The following is a 22,574-nucleotide window of genomic DNA, read 5'->3' as shown; positions in this document are numbered from 1 at the left end:
GAACAATGGCGAACAAATCCGTGTTTGCGACGATTGCAGGAAAGCTGCTCCCGCCGGCTGACGCCAGGAACCGGGAAGGCGCCCAGGCTTACCGCCTGTCGCCCCATCAGGCTCTGGCGCAGCTGGCGGCGACGGGAACGTTCAACGCGACCTTCTATGCCGAGCCGCGCGAGCAGTTGGACGAGGTGCTGAAGCTGGCCTGGCAGGTCGAGCCGGGTTTCCTCGCGCGCACCGCCGTCCACGCCTTCGAGCAGGGTTATATGAAGGACATGCCGGCGTTGCTGCTGGCGGTTCTGTCCTGCATGCCGGGCGACGAGTTCAACCGCGCGTTCGGGCGGATCGTCAGGAACGGCAAGATGCTGCGCAATTTTGTGCAGGTCATGCGGTCCGGCGCCACCGGGCGCAAGTCGCTCGGCACGCGGCCGAAGCGCCTTGTCCAGGCCTGGCTCGAACAGGCGGCCGATTACGAGATCATGCGGGCTGCGGTCGGCAACGATCCGTCGCTGGCCGATGTCGTCAAGATGGTTCACCCGAAGCCGAAATCGGCCTCGCGTGAGGCGCTTTACGGCTACCTGATCGGCAAGCCGCATGACGTGGCCGTGCTGCCGGACGTGGTAAAGTCATTCGAGGCGTTCAAGCGCGATCCGTCGCTGCCTGTGCCTGAAGTGCCGTTCCAGATGCTGACCTCGATGCCGCTTTCGCGCGAGCATTGGGTGCAGATCGCGGAAACGGCCGGATGGCAGATGCTGCGGCAGAACCTCAACACCTTCGCCCGCAATGGCGTGTTCGAAGTGGAGGGGTTCGCGGAAAGGCTGGCAGCGCGCTTGCGCGATCCGGAAGAGGTCCGGCGCGCGCGGGTGTTCCCGTACCAGCTCATGGTGGCGTTCACCATGGCCGATGCGAAGGTGCCTGGCGTTGTCCGGGACGCGTTGCAGGATGCGATGGAAATCGCACTCGGCAACGTTCCCCGGATCAGTGGCCATGTGGTCGTGTGCCCGGACGTTTCGGGCTCGATGAGCTCGCCGGCGACCGGTTACCGCAAGGGCGCGACGTCGGCCGTCCGCTGCATCGACGTGGCTGCCCTGGTGGCCGCCGCGCTGCTGCACAGGAATCCGACGGCCAGGGTAATGCCGTTCGAGAACGATGTGGTTGATATCAGCCTCAACGCTCGCGACACGGTAATGACCAACGCCGCCAGACTTGCTGCCATCGGTGGTGGCGGAACCAACTGTTCGGCTCCGCTGGCACGGCTGGTGCGCGAGAAGGCGAAGGTCGACCTGATGGTGTTCGTGTCGGACAACCAGTCCTGGGTGGATGCCTCTGCACATGCGCATCGGGGCACGACGACGATGCAGGAATGGCAGAAGCTGAAGGGGTGGAACCCGGCAGCCAAGCTGGTCTGCATTGACATCCAGTCGCATCTGACGACGCAGGCCAAGTCGCAGGTCGACATCCTGAATGTCGGCGGTTTCTCCGACCGCGTCTTCGATGTGGTCGGCACGATGCTGTCTTCGGGCGGCGACCCGGACCATTGGGTGCGCACGATCGAGGCGATCGAACTGTAGAACAATGATCCCGGCGGCGCGTCCGCCGGGACCACCGGGACAAAAACAGGGCATGACGAATGCCGATGGAACTACAGGCTGTTCACCTCCAGGTCGCGGGTTCGAATCCCGTCGGGTCCGCCACTATGGACCCGTAGCTCAGCGGTTAGAGCAGGACGTTTCGTCAAACCTTGTCGTCATGCCCGACAGCTTTTGCGCGGCTCGGGTCGAACCTCGAGAAGAAAGGAACTGAATATAGGCATGACGGATGCCGGTGGAACTACAGCTTCAGGTGCTCCTTACGCAGGTTCGATTCCTGTCTTGCTCGATCGAGCATGTAGCCGAGTGGTTAGGCGGGAAACGTTTCACCAATACCTTGCCGTCATGACCTGAAGAAAACCGCGGCGAATGCCGGATGGAACTACAGCATCAGGAACGGGATGCTCCGTGAGGTTCGACTCCTCACCTCGCAGGCGCTCTCTGGCACGAGCGGGACTCCCGGGTTTCATCTTCTCTTGTCGCCGCGGCGATTGAATGAATGGCGAATGCAGGCAGAACTACAGGTAGCGCGCCCGCCGAAAAGACGGGAGGTCGGGTGTTCAAATCACTCTCTCGTTCTACGGAACGGGGTGGCGCAGTCACCGTCTTGCCAATCCTTGTCGCCAGCCGATTAAGCAGGGCGAATGCCTGTGGGAATACATTGGTATCTGGCGGTTCGAATCCGCCCGTCGGTCGGTTGACCGATCGGTTTCTCGCAGAGACTTTGTCGACTACCTGGAGAAAGAAAAGGAATGGCGAATGCAGGCAGGACTACAGGGATAGAGCGTCTGCGGCGAGGGTCGCGGAAGGTCGGATGTTCAACCCATCCCTTCCATCCCACTGGGACGGAAAGTAGCTCAGTTTTTGTCTTGCCGACCCTTGTCGCCAGACCGAACGAAAAGGACGAATGCCTGCGAGACTACAGGTAGACGCAGCCCGCTGCGAGCAACAAGCCAGCGGGTGCCGAAGGGCGTGAGGGCTCGTGTCCCTCCTTCGCATCTTGCGAAGTGGCGGAAAGATGTCTCGCATTCCCTTGTCGTCCGCCCGCAATGCGCAGTGCTGCCCCAGGCAGTCGTGCCGAACATGGCAGTCATACCGAAAGTGAAAGACATGACCGAGATTTTGAGTGGACAGGATTTGATCGATGCCGGCATGCCGCAGGGCAAGTGGTTCGGCAAGGCGCTCGCCGCCGCAAACGCGGTGCTGGAGAGTGGCGGATCGCAGGGCGATGCGCTGGAGGCCGCGCGTGCTTTCGCGCCTCCGCCGGCCTTGCCGCTGCATGCGGCCGTCTCCATGCCACTGCACCTGAACATCGAGGCTGAGACGCCTGAGGAAGCCGCCAATGTCGAATCGGTCACGCGCAGCATGACCGAACTGATGCGTACGCCGGTGATCCGTGCCGGCGCCATCATGCCGGACGCCTGTCCGACCGGTCCGTCGGGTACCATTCCGGTCGGCGGTGTCGCCGTATCCGAGGCGATTCACCCCGGCATGCATTCGGCCGACATCTGTTGCTCGATGGCGATCTCGGTATTCCCTGGCGTGGCGCCGGCCGCGCTGCTCGATGCCGTGCATTCGGTTACCCATTTCGGGCCTGGCGGACGTCCGCGCGGCCAGCAGATCCGGCCGGCCAGGGAGGTCTTCGAGCGTTTCGAAGCCGACCCCTTGCTGCGCGATGTCACCAGTGCGGCGATCGAGCATTTCGGCACCCAGGGCGACGGCAACCATTTCGCCTATGTCGGCACCCTGAAGTCGAGCGGCGAGACGGCGCTGGTCACACACCATGGCTCGCGTTCGCCGGGCGCGCGGCTCTACAGCAAGGGGATGAAGATCGCCGAGGGCGTCCGCAAGACCCTGTCGCCGGAGACCTTGCCGCAGAATGCCTGGATCCCAGCCGACACCAGGGAAGGCGACGAGTATTGGGACGCCCTGCAGACGATCCGCCAATGGACCAAGGGCAACCACATGCTCATCCACGATCTGACGGCCGAGCGTCTGTCGGCGAAGGTGGCGGACCGGTTCTGGAACGAGCACAACTTCGTCTTCCGTCGCTCGGACGGGCTGTTCTACCACGGCAAGGGTGCCACCCCGGCTTTCGACAGCTGGGCCGATGACGCGACCGATCTGACGCTGATCCCGCTCAACATGGCGGAACCGGTGCTGATCGTTCGCGGCAAGAACGCGGCGCACGGACTTGGCTTCTCGCCGCATGGCGCAGGGCGCAATTTCTCGCGCAGCCAGCACCGGCGCATGCGGGCTGGACGCAGCGACGCCGATATCTTCGCGGAAGAGACGAAGGGCATCGATGCCCGTTTCTTCTCGGGCGTGACGGATATTTCGGAGCTGCCGAGCGCCTACAAGAACGCGGCGTCGATGCGGCGCCAGATCGAGCATTTCGGCCTGGCGGAGATCGTCGACGAGGTCATGCCCTATGGCTGCATCATGGCCGGCGACTGGGAAGCCAACGCGCCGTGGCGCAAGAAAAAGGAGGCACGCTCGCAACAGCGGCGCCAGCCGTAGCAAAGACGTCGCTGGGTGCGGGCTGCATGGCCCGCATCCGGTAAAAACGAATTCTAACCGCAGCAAATGGCGCTCTGTTGCGTCGCCTGATTACTGCAGGCTGAACCGCAAGGGCACGTTGACACGCGGGTTGGCGCCTTCGGGCGGCGCCGGTACCGTGGCGCCCTGCAGCATGTCGAGGACACTGCGGTCGAGATCGGAGTCGCCGGAGGAGCCTATGATGCGAACGGACGTCACGCGGCCTGAGGTGGCGACCGTGAAGGAGACCCTCACGGTTCCTTCCGCGCGGCGGGCTTTGGCAGCTCTAGGATAGCGCTTGTGCCGATTGAGCCACGATGTCAGCTTCGAATTCCACTTCGATGAGTCCCCGCGAGATGCCGAGGCAACCTTGGCTGATTTCGGGGCTGCCACCCTGGGTGCTGATTTCCCGGCGACGCTGGCCGTCTTCGTCCGGGACGGCGCAGTCTTGTCCTTCTTCGAAGGCTGCCTGGCCTTTTCGACGGGCTTCTTGGCCTCGGCCTGCTTCTTCACCTTGACCGGCGTCTTCGCCTTGGGCTCGACCGGTTTCGCCACCTTGGTCTCAAGGGGGGGTTCGACCGGCTGCGGCAGCGGAATGACCGCGTCCGGCGCGACGGTCTCGACGATATCGGGCACGACCTCCTCCAGCGGTGGCTGGTCGACCCGTTCAGGCATGGACGGGGGGGTAGGTTCGATCGCCTCGGTCGCAGCCGCTTGCGGCGGCTCCGCCTGCTCGACAGGCGGCTCGGCCACTCGCTCGGCCGTCTCGACGGGTGGTTCAGGTTCCGTCAACGGCTTGGCTTCGGCTGTCTCGATCTCCTCGACCGGATCCGGCGTCACCACGTCCGAGACGTCGGCCTCTTCGGCCGGCGTGATCATCATTGGCGACAGCTCGATCATCTGCGCCGGCGGCGGCCCGCCATCCATCTCGGCTGGCCGCAAATCCTGCACCGCATAGGCGATCACGACATGCGCCGTGAGGACCACTGCCGCCGCCGCCGCCCACAAGACAATCTGGCGCCCGCCGAAGCGCGGCAGGCCAACCGTGGGCGAAGCGGTGGCCAGCGATGTCATTGGCCCGTTCCGTCTTGCGGCGCCGGTGTCGCGGCGGCGGCCGCGGGCAAGGTTTCGAGGCCGACCAGTGCGATCTTCAGATAGCCTGCGCCGCGCAGCAGGTTCATCACCTCCATCAGGTCGCCATAGCCGACCGCCTTGTCGGCGCGCAGGAAGATGCGCGTCTGCTTGTCGCCTTTCGTCCTGCCGTCCAGCGTGGCGGCGAAGACGCCGCGCGGCACGCTGTCATTGCCGATCGCCAGGCTGAGGTCGTCTTTCAGCGTCAGGAACAGCGGCGTCTCCGGCCGCGGCGCGGGCGTCGCCGTCGACCCCGGCAGGTCGACATTGACGTCGACTGTCGCCAGCGGCGCCGCGACCATGAAGATGATCAGGAGAACCAGGATGACGTCGATGAAAGGGGTGACGTTGATCTCGTGGTTTTCCTCGAGATCGCCGTCGATGTTTTCGCGAATTCTGGCCGCCATGGCGCAGCTCCCTTATTCCGCGGCCAGCGCCGTTGCCGGCGCGACGTTGCGGAAATCCAGATCCCGGCTGACCAGCCGTTCGACCCCGGCCGAGGCATCGGCGAGGATCTGCCGGTAGCCGGCTATGGATCGCGCGAAGACATTGTAGATGACCACCGCCGGGATCGCCGCGACAAGGCCCATGGCGGTGGCGAGCAAGGCCTCCGCGATGCCCGGCGCCACGACGGCGAGGTTGGTGGTCTGCGCCTGCGAAATGCCGATGAAGGCGTTCATGATGCCCCAGACGGTGCCGAACAGGCCGACGAAGGGCGCGGTCGAGCCGATTGTCGCCAGCACGCCGGTGCCGCGCGACATGCGCCGCGCCGCCGCCGCCTCGATGCGCGACAGGCGCGAGGTGACCCGTTCCTTCAGCCCATCGCCGGACACATGCTCGAGCGCGCCGGCCGAAAGTGCGGCCTCTTCCTCCGCCGCCCGCACCAGCAATGCTCCAGGGCCGCCGGCATGGCCAAGCGCGCGCCTGGCCTGGTTCAGCGAGGCGGCGTTGCCGATCGCTTGTGCCGCGCGGCGGGCGCTGAGCTTGCCGCCGAGGATCTCCAGCGACTTTGCCAGCCAGATCGTCCAGGTGACCAGCGAGGCAAAGGCCAGCCCGATCATCACCCCTTTGACGACGATGTCGGCCGCCATGAACATGCCCCAGGGCGACAGATCGTGCGGCAGGGTCAGCGATATCGCCGAGGGATCCGCCTCCGCTTGCGTGGACACGCCGGCTTCGGGCGCCGTCGTCGCATCGGGCGTCCCGGCAGGGGGCGAAGCGGGAGCCGGCGTCTCGATCGCCGTTGCGGGGGCAGCCGGTTGCTCCTGGGCAACAGCGCCGCCAGCCGACAGGATGACGGATGCGATCAACGTCGCGAACAAACCATGTCTGGACCAATACTGTCTGGGCAAGGGCTTCTTCCCTATTCTCGCAATTCTCACAACTGGCCTCACTGCACATAGCCGATGAGTTGGCCGGTGACGGGATGCGCGAACACGCCCATCTCGACGCCGAAAATGCCTTTGAGCACGTCGCCCTGCATGATCTCGTCGGGCGTGCCGCGCGTCAGCAGCCTGCCTTCCTTGAGCGCGATCAGCTCGTCGCAGTAGCGCGCCGCCATGTTGGGGTCGTGCAGCACCACGACGACGCAGAGGTCGCGCTTGCGGCTGAGCTCCCTGACCAGCCCCAGCACCTCGACCTGGTGGGCGATGTCGAGCGCCGAGATCGGCTCGTCGAGCAGCATGACGCCGGCGTTCTGCGCCACCAGCATCGCCAGCCACGCGCGCTGGCGCTCGCCGCCCGACAGTTCGTCCACCAGCCGGTCGCCGAAATCCGCCATGTCGGTCAGGACAAGCGCCTCGTCGACATGCCGCCTGTCCTCGTGCCCGAAACGGCCGAGCGCGCCGTGCCAGGGATAGCGGCCGAGGCTCGCCAGTTCACGCACGGTCAGGCTAGTCGCTGCCGGCGTCGTCTGCGGCAGGTAGGCGAGCGCACGGGCCAGTTCCCGCGCCCCCCATTGCACCAGCGGGCGTTGCGCGAAGGTGATGCCGCCGGCGCTTGCCGGCTGCTGGCGCGCCAAGAGCTTGACCAGCGTCGACTTGCCCGAGCCATTGTGGCCGATCAGCCCGTAGACGCGCGAGCGTTGCAGTTCGAGCGTAACCGGACCGAGCAGCGTCCGTTCGCCGACTGCAAAGCGCACGGCGTCTATGTGGAAGGCAGTCTGATTTGCAGCCACAGTGTTGGGCCTCTCTCGGGTTTCGCGCGCATCTTCACAATCCGGCTTTCGACGAGCGATGTCGGTTGACTATGAAACATGAGTTTACTAGTCAACAATGAAGATGACTATTTGAGTCAACAAAATGTCGCGACGCCCGCGTTGCGCCAGCCGCCGGTTTCCAGTGCATCGCGCAGCCAGCGGATCCCTTCCGCATATTCAACCGTCGAAAAACTGTCGAACCCCTTCTGGTGGGTGCACGGTCCATGATTCACCGGCAATCAGAACGCGCCCTGTCGTAGCCATCCTTTTCTCCCTTCGATTTTTTATGGCGGCGCTCACCGGCCCTGCCGATCTGGAGAAAAGCGCAATTTATGAAACCGGTTTAGTAAAGCGGTTTACATCTGGCATTTCCTATGCTGAAATCCTGATGGGAACACTGGCGAAAACGCCTCATGAAAAAGCCTACGGCATCGACGATCAGGAATGTGGCGCACGCGGCCGGCGTGTCGGTCACCACCGTCTCGCGTCATTTGAACGGCCGCATCAAGCTGCCGGCCGAGACCAGCGAGCGCATCCGGGCGGCCGTGGCCAAACTTGAGTATCGCCCCAACGCCATTGCGCGACGCCTGAGCAAAGGCAGCAGCGAGACCATCGGCCTGATCGTCTCCGACATCTCCTACCCATTCTTCGCCGCCATCGCAAGCGCGGCGGAAGAGGAGGCGAGCCGTCTCGGCTACAGCCTGGTGATGTTCAACAGCCGCAACATCGCGGCCAAGGAACTGGGCTTCCTGTCGCGCATCGACGACGCGCAGGTCGACGGCATTCTGTTGATGACCAACCATCCCGACGATGGCGCGCTGGTCCACAAGATCAATACCTGCAGCAATGTCGTGCTGGTCGACGAGGACGTTCCCGGCGCCATCGCGCCACGCCTGTTCGCCGACAATCGTCTCGGCGCCCGGCTTGCAACCGAGCATCTTCTCGATCATGGCCACCGGGCGGTCGCCTTTGTCGGCGGCCCGCCGGCGTTGCTCAGCAGCAAGGAACGGTTCGGCGCCTTCGAGGACAGTCTCAAGCGACGGAGCCTTGAGGTGAACCCCGACTACGTCTTCTTCGGCGACTATGACGAGCAGTCCGGTCTTGACGCTTTCCTGCGCTTTGCCGCCCTGGACAGTCCGCCGACCGCCATCTTCGCTTCCGCCGACATGCTGGCGCTGGGGATTTTGCAAGGCTGCCGCAGGCTCGGCATCGCCGTGCCTTCCGATCTGTCGCTGGTCGGTTTCGACGACATCCGCAATGTCGATCTTCTCGATCCGCCGCTGACTGCCGTGCACCAGTCGGCGGAGGAATTCGGCCGCCGCGCGGTCGGACTGCTGATCGACCATATCAACGGCGCCGAGATACCGGACGCAGCGCCGGTAGCGGTGAAGCTCATCGTGCGCCACTCCGTGGCCGCACCGCGCAAGGCGCATTGGAAACTGGCTGGAAACGCCTTGGCGGGAAAACTCCCGCCGGCAAGAGTGGGAATCTAACAGAGACGGATCAAATCCGCGAAGACCTGCCATCAACATCAACAATGGGAGAATGAACAATGACAAGCTCGCATTTCGCAAAAGACGCGGCTGAGATCGCGCTCGAGAAATTCAACCGCGGTGAGATCGATCGCCGCTCGTTCCTGATAGCACTTGGCGGCCTCGGACTTGCGGCCGCCTTCAAGCCTGGCGTTGCCCAGGCCGACGCTTCCGAAATCGTCGTCTGCAACTGGGGCGGCGCCGCGACGGATGCTTTCGCCAAGGCCTATGGCGACCCCTTCACCAAGAAGAGCGGCATGAAGGTGGTGATCGACGGGGCAGGACCCGCGATCGGCACCATTCGCGCCATGGTCGAGTCCGGCAAGGTCATCTGGGACGCCACCGACGGCGGCATGATCGACTCGCTGACGCTGGGCAAGGGCAATCTGGCCGAGAAGATCGACTACACGATCGTCGACAAGTCGCAGGTGCCGGAGAATTTCGCCGGCGAGTTCGGCGTCTCGAACTATGTCTATTCGAACGTGCTCGCCTATGACGCCGAGGCGACCAAGGGCGCAGCACCCACCGGCTGGACCGACTTCTTCGACACGGCGAAATTCCCGGGCAAGCGCACCATGTGCAAATGGATCCAGGGCCAGCTCGAATTCGTCCTCATGGCGGACGGCGTCGCGCCCGCCGACCTCTATCCGCTCGATGTCGACAGGGCATTCAAGAAGCTGAAGCCGATGCTCGCCGACATCATCTTCTGGGAAGGCGGAGCGCAGACGCAGCAATTGTTCCGCGAGGGCGAAGTCGTGATGGGCAATATCTGGCACACCCGCGCCAATCTGCTCAACAAGGAGACGCCCGACAAGTTCAAGTGGATCTGGGAGCAGAACATCCTTTCTGCTTCCGCCTGGTCGGTTCCCAAGGGCAATCCCGCCGGCAAGAAAGTGTTCGATTTCATCAATTCGACGCTCGATCCGGCCGGCCAGCTCGTGCTGCTGCAGATCATGGGCAACGGGCCTTCCAACCCCAAGACCCTCGCCTTGATGACGCCGGAGGATGCCAAGGTCAATCCGACGACCAAGGAGAATGCGGCCTCGCAGATCATGCTCAACCCGGCCTACTACGCCGAACATGAGACCGAGCTCCAGAACAAGTATCTGGACTTCATCTCGAGCTGACCGCGCGCCAACAGAGGAAAAGGGCTGCCGCCGGCAAGGCGGCGGCCCCCAAATCTGATGCGAAATCGATCCGACGCGAAATTGATCCGATGCGAACGATGCGAAATTTCAAGACCACAGCCCTGCTGCTGACGGTTCCCGCCAGCCTGATGGCGATCGGGCTCTATGCGGCGCCGATCCTGCAGGTTCTGGCGTTGAGCCTGACCGAGCCGAAGTTTGGGCTGGCCAACTATCAGAGCTTGTTCGCCAATGCTGCGGTCGGCCGCGTGGTGATGACGACGCTCAAAGTGTCGGTCATGACGACGGTGCTGACCGTGCTGGCGAGCTATATCGTCGCCTTTGCCATCATCCACATGTCGGCCGGCTGGCGCCGCATCTCGCTCTTCCTGGTGCTGGTGCCGTTCTGGATCTCGGTGCTGGTCCGGGCGTTTTCCTGGATCACCATCCTGCGCCGGCGCGGTGTCCTCAACAGCACCCTGATGGATATGGGCGTCATCTCGACGCCGCTCGACCTGGTCTACAATTTGCTCGGCGTCACCGTCGGCATGGTTCACTACATGATGCCGTTCGCCATCCTTTTGCTTTACGCCAATTTGTCCGACATCGACCGCCGCATCATGCAGGCGGCGCGCTCGCTGGGCGCGCGCCCGGCGACGATCTTCTGGCGCGTCTGGCTGCCGCTCAGCCTGCCCGGCATCGCGCTGGCAACCCTGTTCGTCTTCGTCTTCTCACTCGGCTTCCTGGTCACGCCGGCTCTGCTCGGCGCCGGCAAGACTTTGATGATCGCCGAATACATCTCGGTGCAGATTTCGAGCACCTCGCGCTGGGACGTCGCGACATCGCTGTCGACCATGCTGCTTCTGGTGGTCGGTATCATCGTCTTTGCCGCCATGCGCAGCCCGGCGCTGCGCGCCGCCTTCGTCGCGAGGCCGCAGCAATGAAGCCGCGGCGCATCATCGAGGTCGGCCTGCCGCGTCTGTTGGCCTGGTGCCTGCTCGGCTTCCTGTTCGTTCCGATCCTGGTGGTGATCCCGGTCGCGCTCACCGACCGCGATTATCTATCCCTGCCGCAGGACGGTGTGTCGATGCAGCATTTCGCGGCACTGGCCGACTGGAGCAAGGGCTGGTTGCCAAGCATGCTGACCAGCGCCGGCATCGCGCTAGCCTGCGCCGCCATCGCCACGGCGCTCGGCGTCGCCTTCGCCGTCGGCGCCTGGGCGGCGGGCGGCTGGTGGCCGTCGCTGATGCGCATCCTGCTTTTGTCGCCGATGATCGTGCCGCCGATCATCTACGCCGTCGGCATGGTCAAGCTCTGGGCACGGCTGTCGCTGCTCGACAGCTATACCGGCGTCATCCTGGTGCATGTCGTGCTGGCGCTGCCGTTGACGGTGCTGGCCATCGGCGCGTCGCTCTCCAATCTCGACCAGCGGTTGGTACAAGCGGCGAGAAGCCTCGGCGCCAGGCCGATGACCGTGTTCGGCAAGGTGATATTGCCGAACATCATTCCGGGCGTTGCCGCCGGCGCCCTGCTCGCCTTCGTCGCGTCCTGGGACGAGATCACGGTGACGCTGTTCATCACCGGACGCGCCGTCGTCACGCTGCCGCGCCGCATCTGGACGAGCATCCAGGATGCCGTCGATCCGGCGCTGGCGGCGATCGCCACCGTCCTGCTCGTCATCACCGTGCTGGCGCTGGTCGCACGGGCGCTGATCGAGCACCGGCAGCAGATGCGAAAATCCTAGGTCAAACATCTCGAAACAATCGAAAGGAAAGGAATATCCATGAGCACTGCGATGAGCGACAACGAGTACCGCGAGAACAAGTTCTTCTCGATCTTCGGCTCCGTTCCGGAACCGGGCTTCGACACCGCTGAGGAGCAGATCCCGGTATGGGGCCGCCATTGGGGCTGCTCGAACGATGTCGGCAAGCTGCGCGCCGTCCTGATGCATCGGCCCGGCGACGAGCTTTCCGTCGTCGAGAACAAGCCGATGCCCGAGGTCGGTGGTTTCGGCGACCCGGAAAAAGGCTGGTACTGGATGGGCCGCACCATGCCTGATCTGCCGGCCATGCAGCGCGCCCATGACGAATTCACCGGCCTGCTGCGCTCGGAAGGCGTCGACGTCATTCTCGTCGACAAGGCCGCCCCCGGCGCGATGAAGCAGATTTACACGCGCGACAGCGTCATCGGCATTCCCGGCGGCGCCATCGTCACCCGCCTGGCGCGGCGGGTGCGTCGCGGCGAGGAACTGCCGGTGACCCGGGCACTGGCCAAGGCCGGATGCCCGATCCTCGGCACCATTCACGGCTCGGCCGTCTTTGAAGGCGGCGGCTTTGCCTTCATCGATTCCAAGACCGCCGTCTGCACGGTCTCCATCGCCTGCAACCCGGAAGGCGTGCGGCAGGTCGAAAGCATTCTCGCCGGTCTGGGTGTCGAGCTGATCAAAGTGCCGATGCCCGGATACCGTATTCACATCGACGGCGCTTTCATTATGGTCGACGTCGAGACGGCGATCGTCAATGTCAACGAACTGCCCTATCCGTTCATCGAATATCTGGAGAAGCGCGGCATCAAGATGATCGAACTGCCTCCCGAGGACAGCGCCATGTCGCTCAACTGCCTGGCCGTCGCGCCCGGCCGCGTGATCATGCATGGCAGCCGCTCGAAGCGCCTGGCCGACAGGCTCGACGCCGCCGGGATCACCGTGCTGACCTGCAATTACGAGACGGTCGAGCTTGGCGGTGGCGGCCTGCATTGCTCGACGGCGCCGCTGATCAGGGATCCGATCTGACATGGTCCCATCCGATATGGCGCCGATCTGACATGGCATTGCTGGTCATCGACGATCTGGCGAAGGCCTATGACAAGGTCACTGCCTTGACCGGGATCAACCTCTCGGTCGAGGCGGGAGAGTTCGTCACCTTGCTCGGCCCCTCGGGGTCCGGCAAGACGACCTTGCTGATGTCGCTGGCCGGCTTCACCACGCCGAGCAAGGGCACGATCAGCCTCGACGGCAAGGACATCACCCATGTCGACCCGGAGGACCGCAATTTCGGCTTCGTCTTCCAGGGTTATGCGCTGTTCCCGCATCTGACCGTCGCCAACAACATCGCCTTCTCGCTCAGAGTCCGCAAATGGGAGAAGGCGAGGATCGCCGCGCGGGTGACCGAGATGCTGTCGCTGGTCGGCCTCGACAATCTGGCCGAACGCAAGCCGCGCGAATTGTCCGGCGGCCAGCAGCAGCGTGTCGCCATCGCCCGCGCCTTGGCCTTTGGGCCGCGTATCCTGCTTCTCGACGAGCCGCTTTCGGCGCTCGACCGCATGCTGCGCGAAACGATGCAGAAGGAGTTGAAGCGGCTGCATCGCGAAACAGGGGTGACCTTCGTCTACGTCACTCACGACCAGGAAGAGGCGATCGCCATGTCCGATCGCATCGCCGTGTTCAACCATGGCCGCATCGTCGAGATCGGACCGCCGCGCGACCTCTACAAGAAACCTTCGACCCGCTTCGTCGCCGGCTTTCTCGGCGAGAACAATTTCTTGACCGGCCACCGCGCCGATGACGATGAGACGATGGTCGAGGCGTTCGGCACGCGCTTCGGCTTTCCCCTGGCCAAAGGCCGCGAGCGGCCCGGCGACAGTATGACCGTATGGGTGCGCCCCGAGGACATCCGCGTCGGCCAGGCGACGGGGGACGAGATCGGCTTTCGCGCCACGGTGGTCGAGAATTCCTTCGTCGGCGCGCTCGAGCGCATCCTGCTCCGGACGGCGACCGGCGAAGAGATCGTGGCGACGCTGCGTTCGGAGGCAGCCGTGGCGGCCGTGCCCGGACAGGTCATCGACTGCAGGATCGACCCGTCCGCCATCGGCGTGCTGCCGAACGAAGCCAAGGGGTCTTGAGCCGACGAACATATCTGGCCGCGGAGGAGAGAAAAATGATCAAGGCGACACCTTTCGATTTCCCCTATGACGGCAGGCTGGTTGCTGAAAATACCGCGCTGATCGTCATCGACCTGCAGCAGGATTTCCTGTCGACATCTGGCTATTTCGCCAGGCAAGGCTACGATCCAAGCCCGCTGCGGGCCATCCTGCCGACGGTCAACCGCCTGATCGCGGCCGCCCGCGCCGCAGGCCTGAAAATCATCCATACACGGCAAGGCTACCGCGCCGACATGGCCGACATGACGCCCTACGAGAAATGGCGCCGCAAGCGGGCCGGTCTCGAGGGGACCGACATCCTGCTGCGTTCAAGCCCAGGTTTTCAGATCGTTCCCGAGATCGACGTCGCGCCTGAGGACATCATCGTCGACAAGACCTGCAACGGCGCCTTCACCTATACTGATTTCGAGCATGTGCTGCGTGCGCGCGGCATCACCCATCTTTTGTTTTCGGGATGCACGACCGACGTCTGCGTACATACGACCTTGCGCGAGGCCTGCGACCGCAATTTCCAGTGCCTGACCATCTCGGACGCCTGCGCCAGCGGCGACAGATACGCGCATGAGGCCGCGCTGCACATGGTAACCGTCGAAAACGGCATCTTCGGCGCACTGACGGATTCAAGCGCCGTCATCGCCGGCCTGTCGCAACTTTCCGGCAAGGGCCACCGAGATGTCTGACGAGACCGCCGGCACACCGGCTGTAACCGGCCGGCTTTACATTTCGCTGATGCCATTGACGGACAAGGGGCTGGCCGAACTCGCCGGCAGTCCCGATCGCCGGAAAATCAGCGAGGAGCGGGTCGCGGCCCTTGGCGGCAAATCCCTCGCCTTCTATGCCACGCTCGGTGCCTATGACTTCGTCCAGGTCTTCGAAATGCCTGATAACGAGGCCATGCTGCAATATGTGCTGACGGCTCGCCGTGACGGCTTCGTCGAGCCGCTCATCCTGCCGGCATTCGACCCGCCGACCTTCGGCGCTATTGTCGGGCGCGTCCTGAAATAACCAGCATTCAGCCGGCGCGTGCTTCCCGGATCACGCGGGACGCAAACGCCCGGCTGCTGAGCGCGCGGCGCGCCAGAGCATTGCGCGGCAGCGCGATCGTTCGGCGGCCAGCCATTGCGATCGCACGCGGCCGGTCGACGCCGACGACCATTCAACTCCGATATTGTGAAACAGCACGTCGATATCCCTGCAAGTCAGGACCGGTAAGCCAGTATCCCGGGAATTAGGGAATAAACCCTAGAACGACTGCCCCGGTGAACACGAACGCAAGGGCGAAGACGAGATAGGCAAAAGCGCCCGCATAGGCCGGACGAAAGCTCTGGGCATCGTCCAGCTTTTGGCTGTCGCGGTCAGTTTGAGCGTTCTGGATATAGGACATATCGACCTCCGTCTCGGCGATTAACCTATAAAATCAGTAGACTTTGTCGAGTGCTATTTTCGGGCGGATATTGGAATAATTTACTCAAAATACGCAACAAATTAGTTTCTCTTTTCGTACCCTGGCTGGCCGGTACAAGTCCGCCTCTTGCCTCGCTCTCGCCGCCATCGCCTGATGCCGTCGCCGGCAGAGCCGTATCCGGCGTTTCGCTTGGCATGAGGCATGGCATCGCCGCGCAAGCGGGCGGCAATGTTACGGGACAAGCCTCCTGTCGCTGGGCGGCACGTAGCCTTCCATGCCGAACAGCATCAGGACGAGCGACACCAGGAAGAAACCGACCGCCACACCGAGCGCAATCCGGGCGTAGAGTTTGTAGACGTCGCTCAAGACGGTGCCGAACACCCGTCGTGCCGAGCCATCGGCCGGGCGCGATTTCTCGTCGAGATAAAGCCACACTTCGGTGTGTTTGGGATTCTTGATGCCTGCGGTCATGGCTTTCCACATCAGTGCCAGTGCCATGGTCAGCGTAAGGAACGCGCCGGAGCGAAAGGCGGATACCGGATTGAAGGAGAAGCCGATCATGACACAGCCGATGGCAAGCGATCCGAACATCACGGCGCGCCCGATGCACTCCACAGCGACCCGCCTGATCTCGTCCATCGGCTGCCTCGGCAACAAACTGGCCAAGAATGTGCGAGCTCTTCGACCATATCAAATCACTTTAAGGCGAACGGACACGCCGGCGCAGCTCCGGCTGACCCGGCGCATCGTTGCGAACGCCATAGCCCGAAATTCAGCCGTCGACGCGGCCTGCCGGCGCGCCTTATGCTGCGGGACATCCGGCAGGAGAGGGCTTTTCGGCCATGTCGAAGGGGGTGGGAATGAAACGGGCGACCGGCGCGACACCACTGATTGCCATAGCGGCTGCGGCGGTTGACACGGAAACAACCGGGCTCGACGCCACAAAGGCACGCGTGGTCCAGATTGGCGCGATCGGCATCGCGCATGGCAAGGTCGTCCAGGAACCTCGGTTCAATCTCCTCATCGATCCTGGTGAAGCAATCCCGCCTGAGGCCTCGCGCGTCCACGGCATCACGGATGCCGATGTTGACGGAGCCGGGAGCTTCCTGGATGCGTGGGCGCCATTCCAGGAGTTCGTTGGAGACCGCATCCTCGTCGGCCACTCGATCGGCTTCGACCTGGCGGTATTGAAACGCGAATGCCAACGCGCCCGTTTGCCATGGAAAAAGCCTCGGTCGCTGTGCGTCCGGCTTCTGGCAACCATAGCAAATCCCGATCTGGCGGACCATTCGCTGGACATGATCGCCGCCTGGCTTCGCCTGGAGATAGCTGGCCGCCATACGGCACTGGGCGATGCGATCGCGGCGGGAGACATCTTTGCCGCGTTGATTCCGCAATTGCGCAAGCGCAACATCCGAACGCTCGGAGAAGCCGAGGTCGCCTGCCTTGCCCTTTCGCACACTCTCGAAGCCGGCCATCGTGCCGGCTGGGTTGAGCCGGTGTCGCGACCCCAGGTTCCCGCGTTTCAGCCGGTCGATCCATATGCCTATCGCCATCGCGTCGGCAGTCTTATGAGCGGCCCGCCAGTCGTGGTGAAATCGGTCGAACCGACCAAGCAGGTCATCGACCTTATGGTCAGGCGCAAGATCAGCTCGGTCCTCGTGTCAGACCGAGGAGCGCCGGACCAACCGGTCGTGGAGTACGGCATCGTTACCGAGCGCGATCTGATGCGCCGCATATCATCCGACGCCGAGCGCGTTTTTGAGCTACCGATCGGAAGCATCGCAACGCGACCGCTGATAAGCATCCGCGCCGCTGCATTCGCCTATCGAGCGATCGGGCGCATGGATCGGCTGAAAATTCGTCACCTCGCCGTCCGCGACGAGGCGGGCATGCTGGTCGGCGTGCTTTCGGCGCGCGACCTGCTGAGGCTGCGCGCCACCGCGGCCATCAATCTCGACGACACGATCGAGCATGCCAAGGACGTCGCCGAATTGGCGGCCGCCTGGTCGATGCTGCCGGGCGTCGCGCGTTCGCTCATCGGCGAGGAGATCGACCCGCGCGTGGTGGCGGAAATCATCAGCGAGGAACTTTGCTCCCTTACACGCCGCGCCGCCGTGCTTGCGGAACAACAGATGCAGATCGAAGGTCACGGCCCGCCGCCCTGTGCCTACGCCGTGCTCGTGCTCGGCTCCGGTGGCCGCGGCGAAAGCCTGATGGCGCCCGATCAGGACAACGCCATCGTCTTTGCACATGGCGAGCCGGCGGGGTTCGAAGACAGCTGGTTCAAGAATCTCGGCGCCAAGCTCGCCGACATGCTCGACATCTCCGGCGTGCCGTATTGCAAAGGCGGGGTAATGGCCGCGAACGCGGCATTCCGCGGAAGTCTCGACACCTGGAAGGGGCGCGTCGAAGACTGGGTTCATCGCCACCGACCGGAGGACCTCCTCAACGTCGATATCGTCTACGACCTGAGGCCGGTTCACGGCGACATGACGCTGGCCGCGCAGTTCATCGACCATGCATATGACCGCGGCCACGCCGAGCCGGTATTCGCGAAGCTTCTCGGCGAGCAGATAACAACTGGCTATCCCTTCACGCTTTTTGGTGGCTTTCAGCTTGAAAATGGCCGGCTGGACATCAAGAAGCATGGTCTTTTTCCGATCGTTGCGACCGCTCGCACTCTTGCAATCCGCCACGGCATCCGCGAGCGGAGCACACGCGCCCGGTTCGAGAAACTCGCCGCGCTGGACATTGGCGGCGAGCGCGACATCAAGGCAATGCTGGCTGGCCATACCATGCTGATCGGGCTGCTGCTCGGTCAGCAGACGCATGACATCTACGCTGGCATTCCTGCCTCCAACCGCATCGAGATCGGTGCCCTTACGCGCGAGCAGCAGGCAGAGCTCAAGCGCCTCATCAAGCGCCTTCAGTCAGCACCCGACCTGGTGCGGGACCTGATGTTCGCATAGCCGGCGACGCTCGGACGGCGCAAGGCCGAAGGATCCCTGGAATATCGTCGTGCTGGGACAAAGGTCAGGTGCGCGCCGCGCCAAGCAGTTCGTCGACAAGGGCGCTGCGGTCAGCCTGCGCAAGGAAATCCTCATGCGCGCGCAGCAGATTCATTCTCAGGAAGTTGAAAATGTAGTCGTAGTCGTTGGTCAGGAGATTGGGATGGATCGGGACCGCCTCGAAGACCGTTCGCGCCAGCGGCTCGGGGATTTCACGCACCGGCCGCGACGGACCGGTCTGCGTGGCGGCGAGGCGCTGTCGTGTCAGTTCGGCGGCGTCCTCCCAGAAGGCGGGAGGCGAACCCTCCGGAACGGCATATTTGGAGAAGCTCGCCAGGGCCACCTTTTCCAGCGCCGCCGGCAGGCCGCGCTGGCGCGACCCGGCGGGTTCGCGCAGCGCCCCCTCAACCATTTCCGCCACGATGGCGTAGCACGCAGGGTAGGCGCGCCAGCGTGAATGGTTCAGTGCCGCCTGGAACTCCTTCTCGCTGAACAGCTTCTGCCAGTAGACCCCTGCCCTGACGCGGCAGAACTCGACGATGCTTTTCTGCGCCAGGAAGGCGGCGCGCGAATCCATGAAGTCAGCCAGTTCGGCAGCGCTGCCGATCGGCTGTGGCTTGCGCAGGAACTCGGGCAACAGCTTGTTCAGCAGGCTCACGGCGCTCTCCCTTCTTTTTTGTTTGCGACCGATATTGACCGTTTAGCCTTCGCGACACCGCGCCGCCAGTCCTCTCACCGATTCTAAAGTCGTATGAACAGCAGCAACAAGAAGTGTTACCGGTATAAAGCACGGTCGGCTGATTCTATACCCGGCCGCCAATATGCCGGAGGACTTCCGCGTTAGCGGAAGAGGCAAGCTTTAAACGGCGCCTTGCGGTCGAGACGGTTCGCAAGCTGCGCAACCAAGGGAGGGTTCAACGCCATGGCGACGCCAGATCGCGTAAGTTATTGGAACAAGACCAGGGGCCTCATGTTCGTCATGTTGGGCCTGTGGGTGTTCTTCGGTTACTTCATCCACCTGTTCGCGGTGCCACTCAACACCATCGTCATTTTTGGTTTTCCGCTCGGCTTCTACATGGCCGCTCAGGGTTCGCTCATAGCTTTCGTCGTCATGCTGTTCTGGTTCGCCCGCAAGCAAAACAGCATCGACGAAGAGCATAACGTCGCTGAAGATTGATCGGGGGGAACTTCAATGGCTAACACGACAGCTACCACGGCAGGCGGAGGCGACTTCACTTCCAATCTCGGTCGCATCTACGGCATTTACACCGGCGGCTTCATCGCCTTCATCATCCTGATGGCAATCTTGAGCGCGATGGGCGTCCCGAACAGAATCATCGGCTATCTGTTCGTGGCGTTCACGATCACAATCTACGCCGTCATCGGCATTCTCAGCCGCACCATGCAGGTCGGCGAGTACTACGTGGCCGGGCGCCGGGTCCCGGCGATCTACAACGGCATGGCGACAGGCGCCGACTGGATGTCCGGCGCGTCCTTCGTCGGCATGGCCGGCACGCTCTATCTGCTCGGCTATGACGGCCTCGCTTTCGTGCTGGGCTGGACAGGCGGCTACGTGCTCGTGGCCATTCTCGTTGCGCCCTATCTGCGCAAATTCGGCGCCTACACGGTTCCAGACTTCCTGTCGGCGCGCTATGGCGGCAATCTGGCGCGCTTCATCGGCGTGGTCGTGCTGTTCTCCTGCTCTTTCACTTATGTGGTGGCGCAGATCTATGCGACCGGCATCATCTCGGCACGCTTCCTCGGCCTCGACTTCAACGTCGCAGTCTATGTCGGCCTTGCCGGCATCCTGGTCTGCTCGATGCTGGGCGGCATGCGCGCCGTCACGTGGACGCAGGTCGCGCAGTACATCGTGCTCATCATCGCCTACCTGATCCCCGCCATATGGATGTCCACCGTGAAAACCGGCGTGCCTATCCCGCAATTGATGCAGGGCCAGGCACTCGCGAGCATCACCGCGCTTGAAACGGCGCAGAACATCGCGACGCATCACATCACGCCGTTCGTGCATGGCGGCTACAATGCGCTCAACTACTTCCTGCTTATTCTCTGCCTCATGGTCGGAACGGCATCCCTGCCGCACGTCCTGATGCGATATTTCACCACTCCGTCGGTGCGTGAAGCGCGTGTCTCGGTCGCCTGGTCGCTGCTGTTCATTTTCATCCTCTACTTCACGGCGCCGGCCTACGCGGCGTTCGCCAAATGGACGATGCTCGACCTGGTGGCATCGGGCCTGACGCCCGAAAACATCAGTGAGAAAGCCGGATGGATGATGCGCTGGGCGGCAGCCGACGGCACGCTCGTACAGATCTGCGGCAAGGCTGCCACTGACGCCGCGGCGATTGCAGCCGCCTGCGCCGAAAAGGGTGTGACGGCACTTTCCTTCGCCGACATCAACCTCAACGCCGACATGATCGTGCTGGCCACGCCCGAAATGGCCGGCATGCCTTACGTCATCTCGGGCCTCGTCGCCGCCGGCGGTCTTGCCGCCGCGCTATCGACGGCGGACGGCCTGCTGCTGGCCATAGCCAACGCGCTCAGCCACGACATCTACTACAAGATGATCGACCAGAATGCTCCGACCGCCCGCCGTCTGGTGGTGTCGCGTGTTTTGCTCGTGCTCGTGGCCATCGCCGCCGCCTACGTGGCGTCGACCAAGCCGGGCGACATCCTGGCCATGGTGTCATGGGCATTCTCGCTCGCCGCCGCGGGTCTCTTCCCCGCATTGGTGCTCGGCGTCTGGTGGAAGCGCACGAACTCTGCCGGCGCTGTCGCGGGCATGATCGCCGGTTTCGGCATCTGCCTGTATTATTTGCTCGGTACCCGCTACGGCGCAGTGGGCTTCTACGAAACGTGGAGTGGCCTGTCCGCGGCACCGGCTGACGCCATCGCGAAATATGCGGAGCTGAAGACGGCCTGGGCTTCCGCGGCTCCGGACGCGCAAGCGGCTGCATGGGCAGCGCTCGACAAGCACGCCCAGACCATCGCCAACTGGTGGGGCGTCAAGAACCTGTCGGCTGCCGCGTTTGGCCTGCCTGTCGGCTTCCTGGTCATGATCGTTGTCTCCAGGCTGACCAAGGAACCATCTACGGCAATGCAGGAGTTCATCGAGGAACTGCGCATACCGCGCGGCAAGCAGATGATGGAAGAAAAGACCGCCTGATCCCGCACAGGGACCGGCGCTCGAGGCGGGGTCCGGCGACGGACCCCGCTTTCATTTCGGGGGCGCCGCTGTCATAACGCGGCGGCGCCGCTCCTTGGAAAATTCCACATGAACAATCTCTGGTCCTACTGGTATTTTCACATACCGAATTTCATCCTTGCCGCCGCGATGTACACGCTGATGGGGCGTCTTCTGCTCGGCCTCTTCGTGCCCGAAAGCTGGGACAACTACATCTGGCGCTTCTTCAAGAGCGTCACGGACCCGATCCTGCGGATGGTGCGAACCATCACGCCGTCGATCCTGACCCAGCCGGTGGTGATCGTCTTCAGCGTGCTCTGGCTTATGGCCTTGCGCGTGGGCTATCTCGCCTTGCTGATCAATTTCGGCGTTGCGCCGATGGCTTCACAAGGGGGTTGAGGCAATGGACAGAAACGCTCTTGTGCCTGTCATGGCGGTCGCCATCGTCAACGGTATCTTTTCGCCGTGGGTGCTGATGGTGTTCCTGCTCTATCCGGTCTGGTATCCGGGCTGGGCCCCTCCCTCAAGTCAGATCGTTTACATGGCAAGTGCGCTGATCCTGTCGACGGTGACCATTATGCTCGCCGGCGTGCCGGCTGCCCTCTATGAACGCTGGTCGGCGAAGCCCAGCAGCATCGTCGTCTCGTCTATCTGGCTTGCCGGTACGGTTTTGCTGACGCTGCCGGCGCTGCCGAATGTGATGCGGGCGCTCAGCGGCTAATGCATGTCGCGCAAAAGTGTGCAGCGGTTTTGCGATGACGACATGCATGAAAACAAGAAACTTAAAGTATCCGTTTTGATCAAGGGGTTTTTGGTGTCCATTTTCGCTGCGCCTTGAGGAGAGCGTTTGCGAGGATGATGAGCTTTCGCATCAATGCGGTTATGGCGACCTTTGGGGGTTTTCCAGTCGCCTTT

24 protein-coding genes and 1 pseudogene are annotated in these 22,574 nt (G+C 63.1%); 15 read left to right on the top strand and 10 right to left on the bottom strand.

The features are described 5' to 3' along the window. The first annotated feature begins 5 nt into the window (after positions 1-5). Both CN311_RS27510 and CN311_RS27505 read left to right on the top strand, forming a co-directional pair. Complete coding sequence (locus tag CN311_RS27510; protein ID WP_097576785.1) at positions 6-1,565, top strand: vWA domain-containing protein; 1,560 nt, start codon at positions 6-8, stop codon at positions 1,563-1,565. 1,128 nt (positions 1,566-2,693) lie between these two features. Next, entirely contained in the window at positions 2,694-4,103 is a 1,410-nt protein-coding gene (locus CN311_RS27505; protein ID WP_208866587.1) for an RtcB family protein, read from the top strand. Positions 4,104-4,193: 90 nt separating this feature from the next. On the opposite strand, the gene CN311_RS27500 is transcribed toward CN311_RS27505, so the two are convergent. From CN311_RS27500 to CN311_RS33910, 5 genes are all read right to left on the bottom strand, one after another. After that, positions 4,194-5,195 carry an energy transducer TonB gene (locus CN311_RS27500; protein ID WP_097576784.1) on the bottom strand — a complete coding sequence of 334 codons (1,002 nt, stop codon included), beginning with the start codon at positions 5,193-5,195 and terminating at the stop codon, positions 4,194-4,196. Next, on the bottom strand, positions 5,192-5,659 hold the full coding sequence (gene exbD / locus CN311_RS27495) for a TonB system transport protein ExbD (protein ID WP_097576783.1): 468 nt from the start codon (positions 5,657-5,659) through the stop codon (positions 5,192-5,194). The genes CN311_RS27500 and exbD overlap by 4 nt, the downstream gene beginning before the upstream one ends. 12 nt (positions 5,660-5,671) lie before the next feature. Beyond that, positions 5,672-6,562 (bottom strand): tonB-system energizer ExbB, encoded by an 891-nt coding sequence (exbB, locus tag CN311_RS27490; RefSeq protein ID WP_245440972.1) that lies wholly within the window; start codon positions 6,560-6,562, stop codon positions 5,672-5,674. A gap of 80 nt (positions 6,563-6,642) precedes the next feature. Further along, entirely contained in the window at positions 6,643-7,428 is a 786-nt protein-coding gene (locus tag CN311_RS27485) for an ATP-binding cassette domain-containing protein (RefSeq protein ID WP_097576781.1), read from the bottom strand. Positions 7,429-7,544: 116 nt separating this feature from the next. Then, on the bottom strand, positions 7,545-7,682 hold the full coding sequence (locus tag CN311_RS33910; RefSeq protein ID WP_425351102.1) for a glutamine amidotransferase: 138 nt from the start codon (positions 7,680-7,682) through the stop codon (positions 7,545-7,547). 180 nt (positions 7,683-7,862) lie between these two features. Between CN311_RS33910 and CN311_RS27480 the strand changes: the two genes are divergently transcribed. From CN311_RS27480 to CN311_RS27445, 8 genes are all read left to right on the top strand, one after another. Beyond that, positions 7,863-8,942 carry a LacI family DNA-binding transcriptional regulator gene (locus CN311_RS27480; RefSeq protein WP_097576780.1) on the top strand — a complete coding sequence of 360 codons (1,080 nt, stop codon included), beginning with the start codon at positions 7,863-7,865 and terminating at the stop codon, positions 8,940-8,942. Between the two features lie 59 nt (positions 8,943-9,001). Further along, a complete protein-coding gene (locus CN311_RS27475) occupies positions 9,002-10,108 on the top strand; it encodes an ABC transporter substrate-binding protein (protein WP_097576779.1) in 1,107 nt (368 codons plus the stop codon). A 98-nt stretch (positions 10,109-10,206) separates the two neighbouring features. Further along, positions 10,207-11,049 carry an ABC transporter permease gene (locus CN311_RS27470; protein WP_097576778.1) on the top strand — a complete coding sequence of 281 codons (843 nt, stop codon included), beginning with the start codon at positions 10,207-10,209 and terminating at the stop codon, positions 11,047-11,049. Next, the gene (locus tag CN311_RS27465; RefSeq protein ID WP_097576777.1) at positions 11,046-11,849 is read left to right on the top strand and encodes an ABC transporter permease; all 804 of its coding nucleotides are present in this window, start codon (positions 11,046-11,048) and stop codon (positions 11,847-11,849) included. The genes CN311_RS27470 and CN311_RS27465 overlap by 4 nt, the downstream gene beginning before the upstream one ends. 39 nt (positions 11,850-11,888) lie before the next feature. Next, positions 11,889-12,896: a dimethylarginine dimethylaminohydrolase family protein gene (locus CN311_RS27460; RefSeq protein ID WP_097576776.1), complete on the top strand. Its 1,008-nt coding sequence runs from the start codon at positions 11,889-11,891 to the stop codon at positions 12,894-12,896. A 32-nt stretch (positions 12,897-12,928) separates the two neighbouring features. Then, positions 12,929-14,005 carry an ABC transporter ATP-binding protein gene (locus CN311_RS27455; RefSeq protein ID WP_097576775.1) on the top strand — a complete coding sequence of 359 codons (1,077 nt, stop codon included), beginning with the start codon at positions 12,929-12,931 and terminating at the stop codon, positions 14,003-14,005. A gap of 35 nt (positions 14,006-14,040) precedes the next feature. Then, a complete protein-coding gene (locus CN311_RS27450) occupies positions 14,041-14,724 on the top strand; it encodes a cysteine hydrolase family protein (protein ID WP_097576774.1) in 684 nt (227 codons plus the stop codon). After that, positions 14,717-15,049, top strand: coding sequence for a GYD domain-containing protein (locus tag CN311_RS27445; RefSeq protein WP_097576773.1), 333 nt, complete (start codon positions 14,717-14,719; stop codon positions 15,047-15,049). Before CN311_RS27450 ends, CN311_RS27445 begins: the two co-directional genes overlap by 8 nt. Before the next feature lie 7 nt (positions 15,050-15,056). Here the strand turns inward: CN311_RS27445 and CN311_RS33085 are convergent, their stop codons facing one another. The 3 genes from CN311_RS33085 to CN311_RS27430 form a co-directional block, all read right to left on the bottom strand. Further along, positions 15,057-15,200: a hypothetical protein gene (locus CN311_RS33085; RefSeq protein WP_245440971.1), complete on the bottom strand. Its 144-nt coding sequence runs from the start codon at positions 15,198-15,200 to the stop codon at positions 15,057-15,059. Positions 15,201-15,272: 72 nt separating this feature from the next. Next, positions 15,273-15,428, bottom strand: a complete 156-nt coding sequence (locus CN311_RS27435) for a hypothetical protein (protein ID WP_097576772.1) — start codon at positions 15,426-15,428, stop codon at positions 15,273-15,275. A 252-nt stretch (positions 15,429-15,680) separates the two neighbouring features. Beyond that, the gene (locus CN311_RS27430) at positions 15,681-16,088 is read right to left on the bottom strand and encodes a hypothetical protein (RefSeq protein WP_097576771.1); all 408 of its coding nucleotides are present in this window, start codon (positions 16,086-16,088) and stop codon (positions 15,681-15,683) included. A gap of 221 nt (positions 16,089-16,309) precedes the next feature. Between CN311_RS27430 and CN311_RS27425 the strand changes: the two genes are divergently transcribed. Then, a complete protein-coding gene (locus CN311_RS27425) occupies positions 16,310-18,421 on the top strand; it encodes a DUF294 nucleotidyltransferase-like domain-containing protein (RefSeq protein ID WP_097576770.1) in 2,112 nt (703 codons plus the stop codon). 64 nt (positions 18,422-18,485) lie between these two features. On the opposite strand, the gene CN311_RS27420 is transcribed toward CN311_RS27425, so the two are convergent. Beyond that, positions 18,486-19,118 carry a hypothetical protein gene (locus CN311_RS27420; RefSeq protein WP_097576769.1) on the bottom strand — a complete coding sequence of 211 codons (633 nt, stop codon included), beginning with the start codon at positions 19,116-19,118 and terminating at the stop codon, positions 18,486-18,488. Positions 19,119-19,382: 264 nt separating this feature from the next. On the opposite strand from CN311_RS27420, the gene CN311_RS27415 reads away from it, so the two are divergent. The 4 genes from CN311_RS27415 to CN311_RS27400 all read left to right on the top strand — a co-directional run bounded on the left by CN311_RS27415 (position 19,383) and on the right by CN311_RS27400 (position 22,380). Beyond that, complete coding sequence (locus tag CN311_RS27415) at positions 19,383-19,637, top strand: DUF4212 domain-containing protein (RefSeq protein ID WP_097576768.1); 255 nt, start codon at positions 19,383-19,385, stop codon at positions 19,635-19,637. A gap of 15 nt (positions 19,638-19,652) precedes the next feature. Then, complete coding sequence (locus tag CN311_RS27410; RefSeq protein WP_097576767.1) at positions 19,653-21,641, top strand: sodium:solute symporter family protein; 1,989 nt, start codon at positions 19,653-19,655, stop codon at positions 21,639-21,641. 108 nt (positions 21,642-21,749) lie between these two features. Beyond that, a complete protein-coding gene (locus CN311_RS27405; RefSeq protein WP_097576766.1) occupies positions 21,750-22,058 on the top strand; it encodes a YggT family protein in 309 nt (102 codons plus the stop codon). A 4-nt stretch (positions 22,059-22,062) separates the two neighbouring features. Further along, positions 22,063-22,380, top strand: a complete 318-nt coding sequence (locus tag CN311_RS27400; RefSeq protein ID WP_133117273.1) for a hypothetical protein — start codon at positions 22,063-22,065, stop codon at positions 22,378-22,380. A 79-nt stretch (positions 22,381-22,459) separates the two neighbouring features. Here CN311_RS27400 and CN311_RS27395 read toward each other — a convergent pair. Then, positions 22,460-22,574, bottom strand: a pseudogene (locus tag CN311_RS27395) (IS110 family transposase); the annotation flags it as partial.

The sequence above is a fragment of the Mesorhizobium sanjuanii genome (assembly GCF_002529485.1).
GTDB classification, from domain to species: Bacteria; Pseudomonadota; Alphaproteobacteria; order Rhizobiales; family Rhizobiaceae; genus Mesorhizobium; species Mesorhizobium sanjuanii.
This window is presented reverse-complemented; position numbering and strand designations above follow the sequence as displayed.

Coding starts and splice junctions, on each gene's coding strand:
- CN311_RS27470 (WP_097576778.1), top strand. CDS start 10,207: ATGCGAAATTTCAAGACCACAGCCCTGCTGCTGACGGTTCCCGCCAGC.
- CN311_RS27405 (WP_097576766.1), top strand. CDS start 21,750: ATGAACAATCTCTGGTCCTACTGGTATTTTCACATACCGAATTTCATC.
- CN311_RS27475 (WP_097576779.1), top strand. CDS start 9,002: ATGACAAGCTCGCATTTCGCAAAAGACGCGGCTGAGATCGCGCTCGAG.
- exbD (WP_097576783.1), bottom strand. CDS start 5,659: ATGGCGGCCAGAATTCGCGAAAACATCGACGGCGATCTCGAGGAAAAC.
- CN311_RS27435 (WP_097576772.1), bottom strand. CDS start 15,428: ATGTCCTATATCCAGAACGCTCAAACTGACCGCGACAGCCAAAAGCTG.
- CN311_RS27430 (WP_097576771.1), bottom strand. CDS start 16,088: ATGGACGAGATCAGGCGGGTCGCTGTGGAGTGCATCGGGCGCGCCGTG.
- CN311_RS27400 (WP_133117273.1), top strand. CDS start 22,063: ATGGACAGAAACGCTCTTGTGCCTGTCATGGCGGTCGCCATCGTCAAC.
- CN311_RS33085 (WP_245440971.1), bottom strand. CDS start 15,200: ATGGTCGTCGGCGTCGACCGGCCGCGTGCGATCGCAATGGCTGGCCGC.
- CN311_RS27415 (WP_097576768.1), top strand. CDS start 19,383: ATGGCGACGCCAGATCGCGTAAGTTATTGGAACAAGACCAGGGGCCTC.
- CN311_RS27450 (WP_097576774.1), top strand. CDS start 14,041: ATGATCAAGGCGACACCTTTCGATTTCCCCTATGACGGCAGGCTGGTT.
- CN311_RS27455 (WP_097576775.1), top strand. CDS start 12,929: ATGGCATTGCTGGTCATCGACGATCTGGCGAAGGCCTATGACAAGGTC.
- CN311_RS27480 (WP_097576780.1), top strand. CDS start 7,863: ATGAAAAAGCCTACGGCATCGACGATCAGGAATGTGGCGCACGCGGCC.
- CN311_RS27510 (WP_097576785.1), top strand. CDS start 6: ATGGCGAACAAATCCGTGTTTGCGACGATTGCAGGAAAGCTGCTCCCG.
- CN311_RS27500 (WP_097576784.1), bottom strand. CDS start 5,195: ATGACATCGCTGGCCACCGCTTCGCCCACGGTTGGCCTGCCGCGCTTC.
- CN311_RS27465 (WP_097576777.1), top strand. CDS start 11,046: ATGAAGCCGCGGCGCATCATCGAGGTCGGCCTGCCGCGTCTGTTGGCC.
- CN311_RS27425 (WP_097576770.1), top strand. CDS start 16,310: ATGAAACGGGCGACCGGCGCGACACCACTGATTGCCATAGCGGCTGCG.
- CN311_RS27505 (WP_208866587.1), top strand. CDS start 2,694: ATGACCGAGATTTTGAGTGGACAGGATTTGATCGATGCCGGCATGCCG.
- CN311_RS27445 (WP_097576773.1), top strand. CDS start 14,717: ATGTCTGACGAGACCGCCGGCACACCGGCTGTAACCGGCCGGCTTTAC.
- CN311_RS27460 (WP_097576776.1), top strand. CDS start 11,889: ATGAGCACTGCGATGAGCGACAACGAGTACCGCGAGAACAAGTTCTTC.
- CN311_RS27410 (WP_097576767.1), top strand. CDS start 19,653: ATGGCTAACACGACAGCTACCACGGCAGGCGGAGGCGACTTCACTTCC.